Genomic DNA, 19,012 nt, shown 5'->3' with positions numbered 1-19,012 from the left:
TAACGAGAAAAGTAATGAAGTCACCTTGCCGCGCAGCCTGTAAAAATAACGGCGGAATCTGTTCTGGCTGCCACCGAACCATGGAAGAAATCGTGCTGTGGAAAGATAAGTCTGATGCTCAACGAGACGCGATCATCGAGCAATTGGTTGGAAATGACTCAACCCACTCTTGCCCTGAGTGTGGCACGAATGCGCACTGCGATATTGCTGCGGGGAAAGAGACGTGCTGGTGCTTTGATATTGAGACCAGAGATCTACCCAAGCCAGAAGCGGGACAATTTTGTTTGTGTCGTAAATGTTTGGAGAAAAAGCCAGTCGCCTAACCTACCGAACATAGGACATAACGGACTGGCTATCATTGAAATGAAGGTGAGGTCTGCGAACTATTTCTGCGCTAACGCTTGGGATTCAAACTTCACACCATCCCAACCTGTCACCATAAAGTTACGAATGTTTTGATGGTCGTTGTTCTCTGGATGTGCCAATACGTCTTCACGGTAGAAGCGACCAAAACACGCCAACGTTGCTTCTTTGCTTAGGTTGTTCAATTGACCAAAAGCGAAGATCTTGCACGAGCCGTTGTTCTCACCTGCATTATTCTGCGTTTCACCATTCACAAAAGCCGCTGGCGTAAAAGCGTAGTTTGCCTCAATGGCTGCCATTGTCGTTTCAAATTCTACTGTCTCAGGTGATGCCGCTAGCGCATCCAAAAATTCTTTAAGTTCCATTATTTCTAGTTCCTAATGTCTTTTCATCTTAAGTGTTCGACATACGTTCAGATTAAAACTGACACATTTGTTTCATCAAAAGCCAATATAAGAGTCATAAATCATAAATATATTCAGAGCCTTATTTAATAACACATCAATCAATGCACTATTCCTCACTGTTGTAGTGAATGAATAGATATCTAACTTAGGTGCATTGAGCAACATTGTATCTGCTTAATAAGGAAATATCATGACCACCCCATTTAAGGCAATAGGCGTATTGGCATTATCTTCACTTGCCATCGCATGTTCATCTCAACCTGACGATTCTCTCTCTTCGTTTGCAGCCCAATGTAAAGCATCGCTAGCACCTGTTGCTGGAGAGACATCCATCCAGGGTTTGACCTTTATGGGAACGTCTATCGCTGACGCACCATTCGATACATCGGCAGCAGAAATCGTTCAATATGATGCGTGTACTGACAAGCTTTACGTGGTCAACGCTCAAGCAAAACGTGTCGATGTGCTTTCTATGGATGACAACGGCGCACCAACACAAACTGCATTCATAGATCTCAACAGCGCAGGCGAAGCGGCAGGCGTTGAAATTGGTGCGGCAAACAGCGTTGCAGTCTTTAATGGTTTAGTCGCTGTAGCGATTGAAAACAGCAATAAGCAGTCGAATGGCATTGTTGGCTTGTACCGCTCAGATGATTTGTCGCTGATCACCACCTTCCCTACCGGCGCACTGCCAGACATGGTCGGCTTCTCAAAAGACGGCAGATACATTGCGACAGCAAACGAAGGTGAGCCAAATGGTGACTACAGTGTCGACCCAGAGGGCAGCATCACATTGATCGACTTGAGCCAAGGCGTAAACCAAGCAGAAGTCACGCAGATTGGTTTCAATGAGTTTGATGGGGCACGTAAGTCTGAACTACCTGCTGATGTTCGAATCTCAGGTCCAAATGCAACGGTGGCGCAAGATCTAGAACCGGAATACCTCACCTTTGCTGACAACGGAAAAATCTACGTTGCACTGCAAGAGAACAATGCAATGGCAATCGTAAACCCAGAAATCAAATCGGTAGAGAAGATTGTGAGCCTGGGTGAGAAATCTTGGTCTGATTCAAAACTGGATGCTTCGAACAAAGACAAAATCATTGGCAACTTTAAGAGCTACCCACAGCTGGTTGGTCTGTACATGCCAGATACTCTCGACAGCTACTCGGTAAACGGTAAAACGTACATACTCTCTGCCAACGAAGGTGACGGTCGTGAATATGGCTTCAAAACAACACAAGCTCTATGTGACCAAGCGGGCTTTAAGTGGGATGAAGACGATTACCTAGGTACAGATGAATATACTTCTGAACAAGGCACCTGTTTAAGCCATGTTGATGAGGTGCGCGGTAAGAAGCTAAAAGTCGCAGCAGATCACCCGCTGGCAGAGGCGCTAAAAGATAACAAGCAACTCGCGCGTCTAAAAGTGATTAAGCCTGAGCACACGCTTTCTGCACAAGACAATGTTCAAGCCTTTGGTGCCCGTTCATTCTCTATTTGGGATGAAAACGGTGAGTTGGTTTTCGATAGTGGTGACGATTTCGCGACCATCGCATTAATGAATGAAGGTAAGAACTTCAACAGCACCAACGATAGCAATGACAGTGGCGATGACCGCAGCGACGACAAAGGCATTGAGCCAGAAGCGATTGAAGTAGCACAAATCAATGGTCGTCACTACGCGTTTATCGGCTTGGAGCGTCAAGGCGGCATCATGATTTATGACATCACAGACCCGAAGCAAGCGCAGTTCCTGCATTACGTAAACCGTCGTGATTACAGCCAACCAGTTTGTACAGAAGTGGAAGATGGCGAATGCGCGAACGACACTTACAATCCAAAAGCAGGAGATTTGGCGCCAGAGTCAATCAACTACTTTGCTCGTAACGGACAACACTTTATCGCAGTAGGCAATGAAGTGTCAGGCACGACGTCTGTGTTTCGAATTGAGCTTTAAAACTCGCTCTTCAAGAGAAAAAATTAAAAGTAAAGCGCCCGAACTTCAGTCCGGGCGCTTTTTGTTTATAACGAGTGAACATAATCACTCAGCTCTATTATTCAATCGCCAATGCATCGCACTTCGAAGCACAGATAAAGTCGTTCTTATGCAGACCTTTAATAGAGTGGCTCCACCAAGTGATGGTCACTTTGCCCCACTCTAGCAAGATAGATGGGTGATGGAATTCATCTTCTGCAAGCTCGGCAATCTTGTTGCTAAACGCCCACGCTTGCTTGAAGTTCTTAAACTTGTAGACCTTCTCAAGTTGAGGAATCTCATCTCTCTCAATGATCTGCCAATCAGATAATTGCAGCAGCAAAGACTGTTGTTCCTCTTTACTAAGTGCAATGGCATCGATACTACAAGCTTCGCATTTTTGTTCATTCAACATGAGCAGGTTCCTTTGGTTCAAAAAGTGGTGGAAGCAATCCGGCTTCAATCGCTAGATCGGCTTGTTTCAATAAATTCAGTTGGCTAATTTGGAAAAGCTGGGACAAATCTTCAATCACGTAGTATTTCGGCTGCATGATGTCGATGCGATAAGGGGTCCTTAGTACAGTTTGTAGGTCGAATTCGTCTCTAATCGCGATGTCGCTTTCCAATGAATAGATGGATTCTCCCGGAGATGAAAGGATGCCGCCACCGTAGATCTTTGTTTTGTTACCCTCTTGAACCAAGCCGAACTCGACTGTAAACCAATATAGACGCGCAAGGTACCCTCGCTGCTTCGGTGTCGCGGCTTGTCCAAGTTGTCCGTAGTGCTCGGTAAAGGCGGCAAAATCAGGGTTGGTGAGCATGGCGCAATGACCAAAAATCTCATGGAAGAAATCTGGCTCTTGTAGGTAATCAAACTCTTCTCGCGTTCTCAAGAATGTCGCAACAGGGAAGCGTTTATTGCCAAGCAAATTGAAGAAACGATCAAAGTCGATCAACGCGGGGACTGGCTCCACTTGCCAGCCCGTTGTTTCAATCAAGACACGATTGATTTCGGGCAGTTGTGGCACGCGGTCATGAGGTAAATCGAGTAGCTTGAGTCCATGCAGATAAGCGTTGCACGCACGGTCTTGAATCACGCTCATTTGTCTTGTTACCAAGTCGCGCCAAATGGCATCCTCTTCATGGCTCCATTCTACCCTTCCATCCTGATCGACGGGTTTTGAATGATACTGAGTCATTGCACATCTCCATTAACAAATCCTTTACATTAAGCCTATCTACACTCTTTTGTCCTTCCAATCCCCTGACCATTTTCCACTCAAAATTCAGGTGTAACATTTTCTTTACATCAACCCCTAACACATTGATATACATAAGGAGCCAGTTTCTCCAACGAGTTTGACTTTATTTCTGGTTCACCTCAGACTGAAAACGTTAAAACTTTGTTATAGAGGGAGCTATGCGCGAGAGCAACAAAGTCTGGCAGCCGACGGAAGATCGAATCGAGCAAGCCAATATCACGCAGTTTATCGAGCACATTAATCGGCAGGGTTTCGAGCTCAAAAACTACTCTGATTTGCACCAATGGTCTTTGGAGCATAACGAGCATTTCTGGAAAGAGGTTTGGCAATTTTGCGACCTAATTGGCACGCAAGGCGATACCGTTAAAGCACAAAGTGAAAGCCGTTGGCAATCACCAATGCAAAATCGAGATGCCGTGTGGTTCCCTCAAGCTCAAGTTAACTACACAGAGAACCTGCTCAGTTTGGCAGAGCAACAAGCGGATGAGCTGGCAATTTGGTTTGAAAACGAGCGCGGTGACAAACAGATTTACACATGGAAACAGCTTTGTGACGAAGTCTCGAGCGTTCAGCAATGGTTAGTCGAATGTGGCATCAAGCAAGGTGATGTGGTTGCAGGCTATCTACCACATATGCCACAAACCGTTATTGCAATGCTAGCCACCACCAGCTTAGGCGCGACTTGGACATCCACCTCCCCTGATTTTGGCGTAGAAAGCGTTATTGAGCGCTTCGGGCAAGTGAAGCCAAAGGTTCTCTTTACCTGCGATGGTTATACCTTTAATGGAAAAACCTTCGATATGTCGGAGAAGAACCACCACATCGCGGATCATCTCGATGGACTGAAACAAGTGTGCCAGATCGGTTACCTCAAACCGCATGTGTTCGAATGCGATGTTTGTACTCACGATTGGCAAAACATCATTAATCAGTATTCCCCAGCTCCGTTGCATTACACTCGCGTGGAATTCAATAGTCCGCTGTTTGTGCTTTATTCCTCTGGCACGACGGGCAAGCCTAAGTGCATCGTGCATTCTGTTGGCGGTACGATTCTTAATCATCTTAAAGAACATCAACTTCATTCAGATATTCAGCCTAAAGACCGCGTCTTTTACTACACAACTTGTGGTTGGATGATGTGGAACTGGCACGTATCTGCTCTCGCGAGTGGCGCATGCTTGGTGATTTTCGATGGCAGCCCAGTTCACCCAACACCCAATGTGTTGTGGGATTTAGCTCAGCGCGCCGAGGTGAGTCTCTTTGGTACTGCCGCCAAGTACCTAGAGGCGATAGAAAAAGCCGGACTGTCGCCAATCCAAGATTACTCTCTCCCTGCTTTAAGAACTTTGTGCTCTACGGGCTCAGTGCTTTATCCAGAGCAGTTTGATTACGTGTATCAACACATCAAGCAAGATCTGCACTTGGCTTCTATTTCAGGCGGAACAGACATCTGTGGCTGCTTTGTATTAGGCAACCCTATCTCGCCTGTTTATCGTGGTGAATGTCAGTACGCTGGTTTGGGTATTGATGTTCAAGTGTTCGACTCGCAAGGTCAAAGCGTGAGTGAACAACGTGGTGAGCTCGTCTGCACCAACTCCATGCCCAACTTTCCTGTCGGCTTTTGGAATGATACTGGCGAGCGCTACCACAACGCTTACTGGGACAAGTTCGATGATATCTGGCATCACGGTGACGATGTCGAACGCAGCGCCAAAGGTGGATTTGTTTTCTACGGTCGTAGCGATGCATTGTTGAATCCTGGCGGTGTGCGCATCGGCACAGCGGAGATTTATCAGCAGGTAAACGTCATAGAAGGTATCGTCGATTCCATTGCCGTTGGTAAAGAGATCGAGCGAAACGAACAAATTTGGCTGTTTGTTCAGACCGCTTCTGGTGTCACTTTAGATGACAGGTTAGTAGCAGAGATTAAGTCACGTCTCAAAACGTCCTGCTCACCAAGGCACGTGCCAAGCCAAATCTTCGCCATCAGCGACATTCCTAAAACACGCTCAGGAAAGTTGGTCGAACTTGCGGTCAAACAAGTCATAAATGGTAAGGAAGTCGAGAACTTAGGTGCGATTGCGAATCCAGACGTTTTAAAGGAAATTCGACAGCTCACCTTTGCCTAGCGAATCAAAGAAAACAAAAAAGCGAGCTAAATAGCTCGCTTTTCTTATGTTCTTTGTCGGGGATTAACGGCGACCTACGCCCATTAACACTGACATTGTGTGACCGTCTGATGTGATTTCGAAGACCTTCTTCGTTTCTACCTCAGTAAAGCCGGCTTTGATAAGTGCGTTTTCTGATTTCGCTAGCGTGAAGCCTTCTTTTGCTGAATCTGCGATCCAGTCAAAATGCACGAAGTGACCACCAGCGTTTAGTAACGAGTGAGCAATCTCTAGAGACGTTTCGTAGTCTTCGATAAAAGCCAGAACTGAAGAAGCAACGACTAGGTCAAACTGACCACGGAATGCTGGGTGCTGAGCGACTAGACCACGCGTCAATGCGTCAACAACCGGTTCTACATTCTCTAGCTCTTTCTTATCAAGCTCTTCAATCATGGCTTCAGATGCATCCAGCGCCACAATCTCTTTTGCGGATGGCGACAATAGTCGGCTTAACTGCCCTGTCCCACATCCAAAATCCAATACTTTAATGCCATCAAGCTGAGTAAGCTGTTGTAACTGTGCAAACACCGACTGAGCAAATTGATCTGTTGCTGGGTTAGATTCCCAATTCTTTGCTAAGCCGTCCCAATCTTGTGCCATCGTGGCCTCCATGTTCACTTCTTGTAACCCCCATAGATTACCGCAAAAACGCCAAAACACCATAGACTTATCTGGCGAATCCGTGTTTTTTTCGATAATCTTTCTAGGCGTCAATACGTTCATTCGTCTACGCTATCGATTCTCATCATTTCAGTTTAGGTCTTTTTTAATCATGAACTTATCGCAAGTTGAAGCCTTTTGTACCATTGCCGAGTATGGCTCCGTCTCGGAGGCTGCGCGTCAACTCGATTGCAATCGTACTAAGCTGAGTATGGCAATTAAGGCACTTGAGAAAGACCTAGACGTCGAGTTATTCACTCGTACTGGCAATCAGTTAACACTCTCGGAAGCAGGGAAAGCGATCTTTAAAGACTGTGAAAACCTGCTTGTAACCGCACAGCGAATCAAAAAGACCTGCGCTCAAGTATCCGACGGTTTCAACGCTGAAGTCTGGGTGGCACGTGACGACTCTCTACCAGATGAACTGTGGCAAGAGCTCTCTCATACGCTTAATAACCGCTTCCCCTCAACGACATTCAACTTGATCCTAGCGTCTAGTGGCGACTTAGCCAACTTAGTAAGTACCCAACAGGTCGACTTTGCTTTTGGTGTTGATTACGAACGTGTCGACGATCCACATCTAGTCTACAACCCACTAGGCAAGATTCGTATGATGTCGGTCTGTAGCTTCGATCACCAACTCAGTAAAATGCGTCGCGTAACCGATGAAGATTTGCGTAACCAGATGCAAGCCTTGATGGTGTATTTGAATGAGAAAGACAACCCAGAGCTGCAGCCCTTTTCTACTCGATACATTGGCTTCTCCAGCTTTGACTACATGCTAAACACCATTTTGGAAGAAGATGCATGGGGCGTATTACCAGAGCCTCTAATACGGCATTACTTGCGGCATCAAAAGCTAGCGGTGATCAAACACACCTATGGCTTGACGCAAGAGGACTACTGTATGTTCATGCCAAACGGGCAAACAGAACACCCTGCGATGAGTTGGCTGGCTGATAAACTCAGCGAGTATTTATTCGATTTCTAAACACCTTCACTGAGCGTCAATTATTTTGACAGAGCAAATTAAAAATAAGCCATTGAATAATAAGAAAACAACCAAAAAACCATCTTATATCGATTAAATGTCACACAGTTTTCATTTGCTTAAATTTGCCCCAAGGAGAAGAATGTAAGGGTGTAATAATTTAAGGCATCTTTTATGTGTGACAGGACAAGCAAAAACGAAAACCGTATCTTAACCTTCTCAGCCCTTTTAGCATCTGGGTTTGCAGTCGGAGGGATGGTACTTGGCTTGCTTGTTGGGTCGATCGTCATCGTATTTGACGGTGTTTATTCTCTAGTCAGTCTGCTGTTAACTTTATTGTCACTGGCAGCTTCTTACTACATCAGCAAGCCATCAAAATCTATTTTTCCTTTCGGCAAAGCTGTACTTGAACCTATCGTTATCGCTATCAAAGCAGCCGTTATTTTAGTTGTTGTTGCTTTCTCATTATTCTCTGCGGTAACTGCGTTGATGACAGGTGGTCGTGAGGTAGACGCTTCCATCGCAACCATCTTCGGTGTCGTTAACGTCGTTGGTTGTGGTTACGCTTGGTGGTTTATGGCGAAGAAAAGCCGTCGTTTTTCATCAGGTTTAATCGAAGCCGAGAAAAAACAATGGCAAATGGACACGCTACTTAGTGTTGCAGTAACTCTTGGTTTTATCGCTGCATGGTTAGTATCACTAACACCTTATGCACACTACGCGGTCTATGCAGACCCTATGATGATGGTGTTGATGGGCTTCTACTTCCTTAAAGTACCGTTTGATATGCTAGTTGGTGCCCTACGTGAACTGCTAATGATGACACCTAGCAAAGAACTATGTCAGAGCGTTGGTAAAGACGTTCTTGAGATTGAAAAGGTAACTGAGCACCAATTGAAACTGGCTGGCGTAACTAAAGTAGGTCAAGAACTGCGAGTAAATGTGGACGTGCATGTGGATGACGACACACTAGAGCTTGATACGCTAGAGCACACTCGTAAGCAGCTTACTAAGCGACTATCGAAGCACAGATTCAAGCTTCAATTACAATTGAACGTCGCGTATTAGAGCGCCACCAAGAATCATTAGAACTCGAAAGAAAAGCTCCCAATCTCGGGAGCTTTTTGCATTTCTTCGACTGATGCACTTACAACCCCCTCCAACTCCCCCTTTTATTGACTTGAGTTGCTTCGCATTTGAATACGGCGATTAAGGAGGAGAGCTATTCTTTGCTAACTTCAGCTAGTCGCTTTTCGGCTGCCCCTGCGAATGCTCATAGTGGGCACTGGACTAACCTCGGATGCAGGACTAGCCCCTCCCCTTTGGCTCGGGGTGTTGAAAGCTTGGATGCCAAATACAAGGGGAGGTTAGGAGGGGTTGGTACATTGAACTGTGGCTTGTGAACTTACCCTCTCCTACAGAAAGCTTATCCAGCCGCTTCGCGCTTCTCTTTGGTGACGAGCCAACACATCAACGAACCAACCGTTACCATTACGACCCCTTGCCAGAAGCTGTGGCTTAGAGTGACGCCTAGAATAATAGAAGAAAACAGAGCAGAGAAAATCGGCGTAAAGTAAGACAAGGTTGCGAGAAACACCATATTGCCGCCAACAATCGCGATATTCCATAATCCGTAACCACCCGCCATTAAAGCGGCAGACGCCACTAAGTACCCCATCGCTTCCCAACTGAATGCCATTGGCGGCTCATCAGTAAAGGCGTATTTGATCCACAAAGAGATGGCTGTCGCGATAAAGAACAAAGTAATCGCGTTGTGCTTCGATTGTTGTCTTTGAGTCAGATTGCAATACACAGCCCAGATGACTGCGCCTGCAAATGCCATGAAGTAAACAATCGGATTGCTACTGATGTTCACCATTAACTGCGTCGGTGATAAGCCGCTATCACCACTGACCGTCCAAGCGACACCAATGAATGCCAACATAACTGCCGGGTACAGTAACCAGTTCGGCTTTTTGTTACTGCCCAATATCGCAAACAACACGGTTAGTGCAGGCCATAGATAATTGACGATCGAAACTTCAATCGCCTGAGAACGAGAATTGGAGTAGCCCAATGCCAACGCGAGGAAGATCTCGTAGCAGACAAACATCGCCCCACCGAGAACTAAATACTTGGGTGAGAAATACGACAGTTTTGGGATACCAACCACAATCAACAGAAAAATGGAGCTCAGAGAATACAGCATGGCTGATCCGCCCACGGGCCCTAAACTTTCTGTCACCAATCTCGCGATGCCTAGCAAACAGCTCCAAGAGAGAATGGCGATACAACCATAAAGGGTGAAACGAAACTGATAGGATTGCATGTTATCTATGTGACCTACTGCTCATGAATGCCAAAGGAAACTGCAGCTTAACTCAAAAATGATCCGCTTCAACGTACTCTTTTTCCAAAATCGGTATAAAAGCCACTCTATTAAGCGGTTGGAGTCGATATGAAACATTTTCTGCCTTCGAGTGTCATGCTGACACCGTTTGTTGTGCGCTACTATGAGGAAGACGACGAAAGTGAAAACGTTGAAACACATTCGGAAACGCATGGTCTAGATAGTGAAGAACAATCTAAGGAACGTTCAGAGTAAAGGAATCCAATCATGAAAAAAGTCGCAGTCATTTTAAGTGGTTCAGGCGTTTACGACGGTTCTGAGATCCACGAAGCCGTATTGGCGCTCTACGCCATCGAGAAAGCAGGCGCAACTTGGCACTGCTTTGCACCTAACATTGACCAACTCCACGTCATCAATCACCTAACTGGTGATGAAATGGATGAAACACGCAACGTCTTGATCGAATCAGCCCGTATCGCTCGCGGTAACATTGACGATGTCGCCAAGCTTAACGTTGACGAATACGATGCCCTACTACTTCCAGGTGGATTTGGTGCCGCGAAAAACTTAACCGACTTCGCCGTCTCAGGCGCAGAGTGTTCGATTAATACTCACGTCGCCCAAGCGTGTCGTGCGTTCGCTCAAGCGGGCAAACCTGCAGGTTATTTATGCATCGCACCAACCATTATCCCTATGATTTACGATCGAGGTGTAAAAGGCACCATTGGTAACGATGAAGCCACTGCTGCAGCATTCGGTCATATGGGGGGCGAGCATGTCAATTGTCAGGTGGATGAAATCCATTTCGATGAAAAACACAACGTGCTTTCAACACCAGCTTATATGTTAGCGGAGAATATCTCCCAAGCCGCGTCAGGCATTGAAAAACTAGTAGATAAGTTAGTTAAAATCGCCTAAATCGAAAACGTTTGCTTAAAACATACCATACGAATCCCCATTGATAGACTACATATTAATGGGGATTTTTTATACTTTAGTCGAATTGAGAGATAAACCGTACGAATCTTGTTATTTTTGCCAATCGTTTGCGTGATAAATGAGATATTTCAGCTACGTTAAGTAGGTGTTGCACCATCTCACTGTGCAACAAGACTGTCATCACACTTTCAGCCCTCAAGATACCCCTAAGGGGTTAAACTTGTCCTAGATCAATCTAAATCAAGAACGGGGTATGCAAGAGTAAATGACAGATTAAGAAAGATTATTAAAAATAACGACGGAGCAATCCAATATGACAAGTGCATTTTTTATCCCTACCGTAAACCTAATGGGCGCTGGTTGTCTGAAAGACGCAGCAGACAGCATCCAATCTCAAGGCTTTAAAAAAGGTTTGATTGTTACGGATAAGATTCTTAACCAAATCGGTGTAGTAAAGCAGGTTCAAGATCTACTAACAGAACGCGACGTAGCAACTGTTGTGTTCGATGGCACTCAACCAAACCCTACTATCAGCAACGTTAACGACGGCTTGGCACTTCTTACAGATAACGAATGTGACTTCGTTATCTCTCTAGGTGGCGGTTCACCACACGACTGTGCGAAAGGTATCGCGCTTGTTGCTTCTAACGGCGGCAAAATCGCAGATTACGAGGGCGTAGACCAATCTGCAAAACCAATGATGCCACTTATCGCAATCAACACGACTGCGGGTACTGCATCTGAAATGACGCGTTTCTGCATCATCACTGACGAAGAGCGTCACATCAAGATGGCTATCGTTGATAAGCACACAACACCGCTTATCTCTGTAAACGATCCAGAGCTAATGCTAGCTAAACCTGCTTCGCTAACTGCGGCAACAGGTATGGATGCCCTAACTCACGCGATTGAAGCTTACGTATCTATCGCGGCAACACCAATCACTGATGCGGTAGCAATCAAAGCGATTGAGCTTATCCAAGCTTACCTACGCACAGCAGTGAAAAACGGTGAAGATCTAGAAGCTCGTGAACAAATGGCATACGCACAGTTCATGGCGGGTATGGCGTTCAACAACGCGTCTCTAGGTTACGTACACGCAATGGCACACCAACTAGGTGGTTTCTACGACCTTCCACACGGTGTTTGTAACGCGATTCTTCTACCTCACGTACAGCGCTACAACGCGCAAGTATGTCCTGAGCGTCTACGTGATGTAGCGAAAGCAATGGGCGTAAACGTAGAAGGCATGTCTGCTGAAGCAGGTGCAGCGGCAGCAATCGACGCTATCGTTACTCTAGCGAAAGATGTGGGTATCCCAGCAGGTATTAAAGAGCTTGGTGCGAAACTAGAAGACATCCCAACGCTAGCAGACAACGCACTGAAAGACGCTTGTGGTTTCACTAACCCTAAACAAGCAACTCACGAAGAAATCTCTAAGATCTTCGAAGAAGCGATGTAATCTCGCTACATAAACAATTCTCTAGCCTTAATTCAATCCCCGATCTCGTATCGGGGATTTTTTACATTCTTATACAATCCATGCTCTGCAAAACGTTCTCTTTTAGTGTTAGCTTTTAAGCATTAATACGATTCATATTGGAAGGAACCATGAGAACGATTGCTGCTGCCCTACTCGCTTGTTTATCCTTTTCTGCCAACGCTGCCGAATACCGCGCTAACGAAGTGGCGAATGGATTTCAGATCCCTTGGGGAATCGAGTTCTTAGACAACCAACGCGTTATCGTCAATGAAAAGAACGGTACGGTTTCGCTGCTGGATATCAAATCAGGCAAACCTCAAAAGCTGTTTAACGTCCCCGATGTGAACACCAGTGGACAAGCCGGCTTATTGGATGTTGCGCTCACACCGAATGCCGATAAGCAAAACCCGCAACTCTTCTTTACCTACAGCAAGCGTACGAGCAAAGGCAATACGGTGGCGTTAGCGACGGCGCAATTGCAAAACAATCAGCTTGTAGGTTGGAAAGATCTCTTTGTTGCTGATGCCTTCACCGATACAGGTCGCCACTACGGCAGTCGAATTTCATTTATTGACGACAAAGTTTACTTCTCAATCGGTGACCGTGGCGAACGTGATAATGGGCAAGACACTCAAACCCATGCTGGCAGTATTCTACGCCTTAACCTTGATGGTTCGGTTCCGCAAGACAACCCATTCAAACCTTCCGAAGCTCGTCCTGAGATATGGAGTTACGGGCACCGCAACCCACAAGGCATGTTCTACGACGAAGCAACAAAACAGCTGTGGTCGATTGAACATGGACCACGCGGCGGCGATGAAATTAATCTGATCAAGAAAGGCGCAAACTACGGCTGGGCGCAAGTCTCTCATGGTAAAGAATATTGGGGACCGTTGGACGTCGGCGAAGCTAAGTCGTTACCGGGAATGGAAGATCCAAAGTTGGTGTACATCCCTTCTATCGCACCCAGCAATATGATTTTGTACCGTGGCGATAAATACCCAGAGTTGGACGGAAAAATCCTCGCTGGTGCATTGAAACTGGCGCACATCAACGTGGTCTCTATTGAGAATGGCAAGCTCACCGAATCAAAGAGATTGATGGAGAATCTTGGTGAGCGAGTAAGAGATATAACCATCAGCCCCGATGGCTATATCTATTTTTCTACCGACAGCGGCAAAATATTTCGTCTTGAGGAGAAATAGTTTTCTCTTAAGAGCTAGTCAGACAAAGCTAGCTCTTTAAACTCAATGCCACCGTTTCATTGTCAAAGTCGAGCGTCATGGTCGAGCCCAATGGAACGGTGAGCATTGGGTGGGTATGACAGCTATCAAAGTCATACAAAATTGGCAGTGGTTGACCGTTAAGTACTTCTAATAACACGTCTATAAGTGCACGGCCTGTGCCTTTATCGTTAAACTTTTCATGCTTGCCAAGAACAACTGCACCAACTTTTTCAAACACACCGGATAGTTTGAGCAGCGCAAAAGAGCGTTCGACCGTTTCAATGCCCTGCAAACAATCTTCCACTAGCAAAATATCGCCTTGTTCGATACTCGGCATAAACTTACTTGCCCAAATACCCGTCATGGTATTGAGGTTGCCACCAATCAAACGCCCTGTGATCTTGCCTTCACCTTTGAAGTGCCACTGGTTTTGCAAGGTCTGTTTCGCGCGGTCTTGCTCGCCCCACTCTATCCATTCATCTGTCCACCCTTGAGGCATTGTGTATTGATGCGCCAAGCTATCTAACGTATTCACAATCGATTCGAACGAAGCGAAGGTCTCGTCCACCAGTGGCGGGAATTCACCCAGAGATGCCACCAAAGCAGGACCATAGAAAGTGACGATGCCGGTTTGTGCGTAAATGCCCATAAGCAAAGCTGTCACATCCGAATAGCCAACAATGATCTTGGGATCTTTCTTCAATGCCTCAAAATCAATGTAAGGTAGCAATGAGTTACTGTTGGAACCACCTATGGTCGACATAATACAGCGCACTTCAGGGTCACGAATCAGCGCATTCAATTCTTCTACTCGATCTTGAATCGAACCCGAGCGGTATTGGTCAGTTTTGCCCGTTAAGCTGCCTGCTTTTAGCTGGTAACCATGAGATTACACGTACGCTTTGGCACGCTCAAAACGCGCTGGTGCAAATACCGTGGCTGGGGAGGATGGCGAGAAAAAGCCGATGGTGTCGCCTTTTTGTAATGGTTTAGGAATGATCATGCGCGTCCTTGTTTTGTGATACATGGTTGATTTATTTTCGTACAATCTAAGCAGAAGAATCTAAACTTAACAATAACCTTTTGTTTTTTAAAACGATAGTTCGGTTAAGTTGTACGAGGTCATTATGATTCCATTCCCTTTACAGCTCGATAAAATTAAAGCCGTGGTGTTTGATTTAGACAACACCTTGGTGAGTTCTGATATGAACTTCGGCGAATTGCGACAACAGCTAGGTTGTCCGCAGAGTGAAGATCTATTGGATTTTGTCGACGCACTTGAGCATCCTCATCATCGAGAGCACGCTCATAACGTGATATTTGATTACGAGATTTCTGATGCTGAGCAGTCTGCTCCAATGATTGGCTGCCATGAATTGCTCGCCCACTTGCATCAAAATGAAATCAAAACCGCTATCGTGACGCGCAACTGTCAAATCGCCACGCAGCGCAAACTAGAACACAACCAAATCTCAGTGGAACGAGTCATCACTCGTGAATGCTTCCCGCCCAAGCCAGACCCTTTGTCTCTGCAGGTATTAGCGAAAGAGTGGCGTTTGATGCCGGACGAAGTGCTTTATGTCGGCGATTACCTTTACGACTTACAGGCAGCGTATAACGCTCAGATGCCGTCTTGTCTTGTGCATCATGGTAATCAAGAAACCTTCAATGACTCAGCCTCGTTGGCGCTTAATGAACTCAGTGATTTATTGAGCCGTTTCGAATCCTTACCACGCAAATAAAGCACACATATAAAATACGCAAACAAAAAAAGGGGGCACCAACGTGCCCCTTATGACTTATTCCCGATTGTTTCATGCGTTCCCAAGGATTGCTTGGGCGATGCGCTGCTTAGCCTTGTAGGTAAGCGTTAAGCATCCACATTAATTTTTCTTGCTCACGGATGTAGTCACCCATCAATGCCGCTGTACCTTCGTCATCTGCTTCACCCGCGTTTTGTAGAATCTCACGCTGTTTTAGAAGTAGAACGCTAAAGCCTTGAACCAGACCTTGTACACACTCCTCACCAGAAGTCGCGTTTTGATGTTCTTTAATTTCACTTGCTTCCAAGTAGTTGCTGAATGCGTGCGCTGGCGTATGACCCAAAGTTAGAATACGCTCTGCAAGCTCATCGATTTTTGTTTGTAGATCAGTGTAAATCTCTTCAAATTTTACGTGCAGTTCGAAGAATTGCGCACCTTTAATGTTCCAGTGGTAACCGCGAGAGTTCATGTACAACACTTGGTAATGCGCTAGCAGTTGATTTAGCTGTTGAGCTAGTTGTGCTGATTGTTCGCTGTCTAGACCAATTAGGCTTACTTGTTTGTTCATAATCTTGCTCCTAGAAGGATGATACCAATCGTAGTAACGAACGATTCTCTTACCGGGATTGGTATAAAGTTTAAAAATTCTTTTGCAGTATTTGCTGCCGATGGAGTCATATTACGACTCCGGCTCGGTGAAGAAAATTTGGTTTTAACTATGATTTAAATAGCTAAATCCAATGAGCAAGTAGACGAATATCGGCGTATCATCCAACAAAAAGCCCCAACCCTTTTTGTGTAAAAAGAATTGGGGCTTTTTTACTATTTGGTTAACGTTCAAAAGTCGATGAACAGACGTAAACCTTATCTACGCCGTTTTAAAAGTTGCCATCTGTTGATTCAGCTCGGTAACTTGCTCTTTTACTTGCAATGATGTCTCTGATGCGCGTTGGCTGTTATTCGAAACCTCATCCACTGATTGAGTAATACCGGACATCAATCCAGTTATCGAATTGGTCGCATGAGATTGCTGCTCTGCCGCTGCCGCAAGCTCTGCCATTTGTTCATTCAAAGAACCAATTTGCTCGGTCGTGACGAGCAAACGAGTTACCGCTTTTTCAATGTGCTCAGCACCCTGCTCCGCAAGTGATTGACTGTGTTCAATCTCCTCAACCACCGAATTGGTCGAGCGTTGAATCGCATTGATGATGCCGTTGATTTCTGTCGTCGATTGAGTAGTGCGCGTCGCTAACATACGTACTTCGTCTGCCACGACCGCAAAACCTCGTCCTTGATCACCCGCACGCGCCGCTTCTATCGCCGCATTCAATGCCAATAAATTGGTTTGCTCTGCCAAGCCTTCAATCACTTCAGTAACTCGGCCAATGGCTTCGCTCTCTTTGCTTAGCTGTGTCACTTGCGTACTCGCGGTTTCAATGCTGCCGTGCAAGCTTTCCATGGTGACTTTGTTTTGCTCTAAAGCATCACGACCTTGTTCAATCTCGCCTTTTGAATCAGAAAGCTTCTGTACTGATTGATTGGCTTGATCTAGGGTGTTACGCGCGGCTAAAGCGATTTCATCCAATTGGCTTCCCATTTCAACAATGCTGGTCTGTTGCTGTTCAACATTCGATGAAGTGACTTGCGCCGATTCCAATAAAGCCCCCATGCTGGTATCCACTTGGTGCGCTTTCTCACTCACCCCTGCCACGATGCTCGCTAACGATTGGTTCATGCGGTTAATCGAATCGGTAAGGTCTGCCAATTCATCTTTCCCAACAACAGTTAACGGAGGCTGAGAAACATCTCCTGAAGCGATCGTCTTGGCTCGCTCCGATAAGTTTTTCACGCGGCGACCAATGGTATTGCCCATGTATTTTGAAATCGCTACTGCGGCAAACAAAACCAATGCCGCAGCAATCAACATAGTGGTGAGTACGTTCTTGATCGACTGATTAATACCCTGCCCACTTTGATCTGCACGACTTTGCTGAGCCAATACGATCGTTTCTAAGCTTTGGTCTAGTGCATCCGCTGCTGGCAACAGTTCATTCGCCATTAACAAGTTTGATTCGTTCCATTCTGGCGATTGACGCAATGCAATCACCTGCTCTGCTAAAGGAAAGTACAGTTGCTGCATTTCCTTAAACAGTGACCACAATGATTGGTCGTTATCAGTTAGTCTGTCGAGTTTACTGTCGATTTCCGCGACAGACTGATTGTGGTACTTAATCAAGTCGTGGTATTTGTCCAGATGATCTTGCTGGCCGTACAACAGGAAATCTCGCAAAGCAGACAGTGCATTGGCGAGGGAGGTATAACTGTCGGCGTAGACTTTAAACAGACGTTTTCTGTCTCCACCAAATGGGTTTCCTGACTCTTCATTGATTAAGCTTTGAAGCTGATCAAGTGCAACTTCTGCAATGGGTGCCGCTTCGTTAATAAAGAGGTTGTGCGCGGGCAAGTTCTCGTCACTGTGGCTGAGTTCAATCAACTTGTTTAAAGAGACTTTTACCGCGTCCCACTGGCTTTGGATCGCTTGAAAATCCTGTTCAGAGATCAAAGCCTGCAACGTCGGAAGCGACTCGTCTGTTGACGCCATGATATTACGCACGTCCCCACTCAGACGGGCGCTCGCCTCTTCATCGCCACCTAGCAACATGTAGGCTCGAATAGAAGACAGCGACGCTTGAACGGACTGTTGGATACCGCGACTGGTGTCGACGGTCGGTAAATCGGATTTAAGTAGCGAAGAGGCGTATTGCTCTACGGTGGTGACGTTGCGATACGTGAATACCGCTGATGCCATAAAAAGTACGGCTAGCAGCACAAAACTGAGCTGCAACTTCCCTGATATCGTAAGGTTCATCCATAAACTCCTGACAACGATGAGCCTTAAATATAACGATGTTTACAAAAATGTTAAATACAGGTATCAAAAGTTACTAAGAAAACCATGTAAACGACTATTTCAAGCTAAGAAATGGGACTTATTCGAAGTATGGTATGCGCTCACTACGTAAAATCAGATAATTAACGTAAGTGGTTTCTAAGCAGTCTTGCTCCCACAACGAAAGAATCCGCTTGGTGGCGAAGTAGTAATCTTTGTTACGCAGTAGCACGCCCACCGTACGGCTGAGCTGCTCAAAGCGCTGCTGCTCATTAGCAGAAATGTAATTGTCTTCATTCTGAATGATGGGCGCCAATCCATCGGCAAACCAATTGTTCAGAATTTCACGCATCTCTAGTTCTGACTCCGGCACATCGATACTCGACAACTCACGATGCTGTGGTGGTGGCAATATGTACTTCGATGCTTTTGGCGAACTGACATAACGGTACATGTCGCTCCTCCTTGTGACTCACTCTTTAACTAACTAAGAATACTTTTTTCAATTTCCAAGTTTTTTCTACAGCTCATA

General features: G+C 45.8%; 18 protein-coding genes and 1 pseudogene. 10 read left to right on the top strand and 9 right to left on the bottom strand.

What is annotated here, in order from left to right; all coding sequences use genetic code 11:
- Positions 1-14: 14 nt before the first annotated feature.
- Positions 15-323, top strand: coding sequence for a cysteine-rich CWC family protein (locus ATB78_RS08780; RefSeq protein WP_061008415.1), 309 nt, complete (start codon positions 15-17; stop codon positions 321-323).
- Between the two features lie 60 nt (positions 324-383).
- Here the strand turns inward: ATB78_RS08780 and ATB78_RS08775 are convergent, their stop codons facing one another.
- Positions 384-728: a HopJ type III effector protein gene (locus ATB78_RS08775; protein ID WP_005442588.1), complete on the bottom strand. Its 345-nt coding sequence runs from the start codon at positions 726-728 to the stop codon at positions 384-386.
- A 232-nt stretch (positions 729-960) separates the two neighbouring features.
- On the opposite strand from ATB78_RS08775, the gene ATB78_RS08770 reads away from it, so the two are divergent.
- Positions 961-2,730, top strand: a complete 1,770-nt coding sequence (locus ATB78_RS08770) for a choice-of-anchor I family protein (protein ID WP_061008414.1) — start codon at positions 961-963, stop codon at positions 2,728-2,730.
- A 97-nt stretch (positions 2,731-2,827) separates the two neighbouring features.
- Here ATB78_RS08770 and ATB78_RS08765 read toward each other — a convergent pair whose 3' ends face one another.
- Together ATB78_RS08765 and phhA are read right to left on the bottom strand one after the other, a co-directional pair.
- Positions 2,828-3,163 (bottom strand): 4a-hydroxytetrahydrobiopterin dehydratase, encoded by a 336-nt coding sequence (locus ATB78_RS08765; protein WP_061008413.1) that lies wholly within the window; start codon positions 3,161-3,163, stop codon positions 2,828-2,830.
- On the bottom strand, positions 3,153-3,947 hold the full coding sequence (gene phhA / locus ATB78_RS08760; RefSeq protein WP_061008412.1) for a phenylalanine 4-monooxygenase: 795 nt from the start codon (positions 3,945-3,947) through the stop codon (positions 3,153-3,155). The genes ATB78_RS08765 and phhA overlap by 11 nt, the downstream gene beginning before the upstream one ends.
- Before the next feature lie 221 nt (positions 3,948-4,168).
- On the opposite strand from phhA, the gene ATB78_RS08750 reads away from it, so the two are divergent.
- The gene (locus ATB78_RS08750) at positions 4,169-6,139 is read left to right on the top strand and encodes an acetoacetate--CoA ligase (RefSeq protein ID WP_061008410.1); all 1,971 of its coding nucleotides are present in this window, start codon (positions 4,169-4,171) and stop codon (positions 6,137-6,139) included.
- A 63-nt stretch (positions 6,140-6,202) separates the two neighbouring features.
- Here ATB78_RS08750 and ATB78_RS08745 read toward each other — a convergent pair whose 3' ends face one another.
- Entirely contained in the window at positions 6,203-6,901 is a 699-nt protein-coding gene (locus ATB78_RS08745; protein ID WP_061008409.1) for a class I SAM-dependent methyltransferase, read from the bottom strand.
- Between the two features lie 49 nt (positions 6,902-6,950).
- Here ATB78_RS08745 and ATB78_RS08740 point away from each other — a divergent pair, with 49 nt between their 5' ends.
- Together ATB78_RS08740 and ATB78_RS08735 are read left to right on the top strand one after the other, a co-directional pair.
- Positions 6,951-7,829 carry a LysR family transcriptional regulator gene (locus ATB78_RS08740; RefSeq protein WP_061008408.1) on the top strand — a complete coding sequence of 293 codons (879 nt, stop codon included), beginning with the start codon at positions 6,951-6,953 and terminating at the stop codon, positions 7,827-7,829.
- Between the two features lie 174 nt (positions 7,830-8,003).
- Positions 8,004-8,897, top strand: coding sequence for a cation diffusion facilitator family transporter (locus ATB78_RS08735; protein WP_009704718.1), 894 nt, complete (start codon positions 8,004-8,006; stop codon positions 8,895-8,897).
- Positions 8,898-9,255: 358 nt separating this feature from the next.
- Here the strand turns inward: ATB78_RS08735 and yddG are convergent, their stop codons facing one another.
- On the bottom strand, positions 9,256-10,158 hold the full coding sequence (gene yddG / locus ATB78_RS08730; RefSeq protein WP_061008407.1) for an aromatic amino acid DMT transporter YddG: 903 nt from the start codon (positions 10,156-10,158) through the stop codon (positions 9,256-9,258).
- A gap of 129 nt (positions 10,159-10,287) precedes the next feature.
- Between yddG and ATB78_RS29835 the strand changes: the two genes are divergently transcribed.
- The 4 genes from ATB78_RS29835 (at position 10,288) to ATB78_RS08715 (ending at position 13,806) form a co-directional block, all read left to right on the top strand.
- The gene (locus tag ATB78_RS29835) at positions 10,288-10,434 is read left to right on the top strand and encodes a hypothetical protein (RefSeq protein WP_005453721.1); all 147 of its coding nucleotides are present in this window, start codon (positions 10,288-10,290) and stop codon (positions 10,432-10,434) included.
- Between the two features lie 12 nt (positions 10,435-10,446).
- Positions 10,447-11,097 carry an isoprenoid biosynthesis glyoxalase ElbB gene (gene elbB, locus ATB78_RS08725; protein WP_050938439.1) on the top strand — a complete coding sequence of 217 codons (651 nt, stop codon included), beginning with the start codon at positions 10,447-10,449 and terminating at the stop codon, positions 11,095-11,097.
- 334 nt (positions 11,098-11,431) lie between these two features.
- Entirely contained in the window at positions 11,432-12,580 is a 1,149-nt protein-coding gene (gene yiaY, locus ATB78_RS08720) for an L-threonine dehydrogenase (RefSeq protein WP_005442614.1), read from the top strand.
- Positions 12,581-12,729: 149 nt separating this feature from the next.
- Positions 12,730-13,806, top strand: coding sequence for a PQQ-dependent sugar dehydrogenase (locus ATB78_RS08715; protein WP_061008406.1), 1,077 nt, complete (start codon positions 12,730-12,732; stop codon positions 13,804-13,806).
- A 28-nt stretch (positions 13,807-13,834) separates the two neighbouring features.
- On the opposite strand, the pseudogene ATB78_RS08710 reads toward ATB78_RS08715, so the two are convergent.
- A pseudogene (locus tag ATB78_RS08710) lies at positions 13,835-14,830 on the bottom strand (S66 peptidase family protein).
- A 124-nt stretch (positions 14,831-14,954) separates the two neighbouring features.
- On the opposite strand from ATB78_RS08710, the gene ATB78_RS08705 reads away from it, so the two are divergent.
- Entirely contained in the window at positions 14,955-15,569 is a 615-nt protein-coding gene (locus tag ATB78_RS08705) for an HAD family hydrolase (RefSeq protein ID WP_005388252.1), read from the top strand.
- A gap of 109 nt (positions 15,570-15,678) precedes the next feature.
- Here the strand turns inward: ATB78_RS08705 and ATB78_RS08700 are convergent, their stop codons facing one another.
- The 3 genes from ATB78_RS08700 to ATB78_RS08690 form a co-directional block, all read right to left on the bottom strand.
- Positions 15,679-16,158 carry a Dps family protein gene (locus tag ATB78_RS08700; RefSeq protein WP_005388254.1) on the bottom strand — a complete coding sequence of 160 codons (480 nt, stop codon included), beginning with the start codon at positions 16,156-16,158 and terminating at the stop codon, positions 15,679-15,681.
- Positions 16,159-16,458: 300 nt separating this feature from the next.
- The gene (locus ATB78_RS08695; protein WP_061008405.1) at positions 16,459-18,459 is read right to left on the bottom strand and encodes a methyl-accepting chemotaxis protein; all 2,001 of its coding nucleotides are present in this window, start codon (positions 18,457-18,459) and stop codon (positions 16,459-16,461) included.
- A 121-nt stretch (positions 18,460-18,580) separates the two neighbouring features.
- A complete protein-coding gene (locus tag ATB78_RS08690) occupies positions 18,581-18,934 on the bottom strand; it encodes a hypothetical protein (protein ID WP_061008404.1) in 354 nt (117 codons plus the stop codon).
- Between the last annotated feature and the right edge of the window lie 78 nt (positions 18,935-19,012).

It is taken from the genome of Vibrio sp. CUB2 (genome assembly GCF_001557945.1).
In the GTDB taxonomy this organism is placed as follows: domain Bacteria; phylum Pseudomonadota; class Gammaproteobacteria; order Enterobacterales; family Vibrionaceae; genus Vibrio; species Vibrio owensii.
This window is presented reverse-complemented; position numbering and strand designations above follow the sequence as displayed.

Coding starts and splice junctions, on each gene's coding strand:
- ATB78_RS08750 (WP_061008410.1), top strand. CDS start 4,169: ATGCGCGAGAGCAACAAAGTCTGGCAGCCGACGGAAGATCGAATCGAG.
- ATB78_RS08695 (WP_061008405.1), bottom strand. CDS start 18,459: ATGAACCTTACGATATCAGGGAAGTTGCAGCTCAGTTTTGTGCTGCTA.
- ATB78_RS08690 (WP_061008404.1), bottom strand. CDS start 18,934: ATGTACCGTTATGTCAGTTCGCCAAAAGCATCGAAGTACATATTGCCA.
- ATB78_RS08775 (WP_005442588.1), bottom strand. CDS start 728: ATGGAACTTAAAGAATTTTTGGATGCGCTAGCGGCATCACCTGAGACA.
- yddG (WP_061008407.1), bottom strand. CDS start 10,158: ATGCAATCCTATCAGTTTCGTTTCACCCTTTATGGTTGTATCGCCATT.
- ATB78_RS08735 (WP_009704718.1), top strand. CDS start 8,004: ATGTGTGACAGGACAAGCAAAAACGAAAACCGTATCTTAACCTTCTCA.
- ATB78_RS08705 (WP_005388252.1), top strand. CDS start 14,955: ATGATTCCATTCCCTTTACAGCTCGATAAAATTAAAGCCGTGGTGTTT.
- ATB78_RS08745 (WP_061008409.1), bottom strand. CDS start 6,901: ATGAACGTATTGACGCCTAGAAAGATTATCGAAAAAAACACGGATTCG.
- ATB78_RS29835 (WP_005453721.1), top strand. CDS start 10,288: ATGAAACATTTTCTGCCTTCGAGTGTCATGCTGACACCGTTTGTTGTG.
- yiaY (WP_005442614.1), top strand. CDS start 11,432: ATGACAAGTGCATTTTTTATCCCTACCGTAAACCTAATGGGCGCTGGT.
- ATB78_RS08700 (WP_005388254.1), bottom strand. CDS start 16,158: ATGAACAAACAAGTAAGCCTAATTGGTCTAGACAGCGAACAATCAGCA.
- ATB78_RS08740 (WP_061008408.1), top strand. CDS start 6,951: ATGAACTTATCGCAAGTTGAAGCCTTTTGTACCATTGCCGAGTATGGC.
- elbB (WP_050938439.1), top strand. CDS start 10,447: ATGAAAAAAGTCGCAGTCATTTTAAGTGGTTCAGGCGTTTACGACGGT.
- ATB78_RS08770 (WP_061008414.1), top strand. CDS start 961: ATGACCACCCCATTTAAGGCAATAGGCGTATTGGCATTATCTTCACTT.
- ATB78_RS08780 (WP_061008415.1), top strand. CDS start 15: ATGAAGTCACCTTGCCGCGCAGCCTGTAAAAATAACGGCGGAATCTGT.
- ATB78_RS08715 (WP_061008406.1), top strand. CDS start 12,730: ATGAGAACGATTGCTGCTGCCCTACTCGCTTGTTTATCCTTTTCTGCC.
- ATB78_RS08765 (WP_061008413.1), bottom strand. CDS start 3,163: ATGTTGAATGAACAAAAATGCGAAGCTTGTAGTATCGATGCCATTGCA.
- phhA (WP_061008412.1), bottom strand. CDS start 3,947: ATGACTCAGTATCATTCAAAACCCGTCGATCAGGATGGAAGGGTAGAA.